Origin of the sequence: Bradyrhizobium sp. NBAIM08 (assembly GCF_020193935.1) — a bacterium.
In the GTDB taxonomy this organism is placed as follows: Bacteria; Pseudomonadota; Alphaproteobacteria; order Rhizobiales; family Xanthobacteraceae; genus Bradyrhizobium; species Bradyrhizobium yuanmingense.
The window spans coordinates 1-428 of the sequence record NZ_JADYVR010000588.1; the positions used below are offsets into that span (position 1 = coordinate 1).

Below are 428 nucleotides of genomic sequence, written 5' to 3' on the forward strand. Positions count from 1 at the left end.
GTTCACCGCGGTCGTCCTCGGCGTCGTCGACGAGGCGATCTCGGTCGCCCGCCAACAGGTGCGCAGCAAGGCGGACCGGTTGCGCCCGTATGAGCAGGTCGAGTGGTCACGGGCGGAGCTCGATCACTGGCTCGCCACGCAGGCGTACGACGGCGCGCTGCGAGCCATCGAAGGTGGCGATCCGAACGTGGCGTTCCACGGCGCGCTGCGCGCCAAGGAAGCGGTGGCCGATCTCGCCGAACAGACCCTGTTGCGCATCACACGCGTGCTCGGCGGCGGGACGTTCTCGCAACGATCCCCGTTCTCGCACTGGTTCGAAGACGTCCGCGCCCTCGGGTTCCTGCGACCACCGTGGGGCCTCGCCTACGACACGCTGTTCGCCACGTCCATCGAGTGAGCGGGCAGCGCCGGCGGGATCGGCCCAGCTC

General features: G+C 69.9%; 1 protein-coding gene. It reads left to right on the plus strand.

Annotated elements, in window-relative coordinates; all coding sequences use genetic code 11:
* On the plus strand, positions 1–397 hold a 397-nt coding region (locus I6F37_RS41095), incomplete at its 5' end, for a hypothetical protein (RefSeq protein WP_225154535.1).
* Between the last annotated feature and the right edge of the window lie 31 nt (positions 398–428).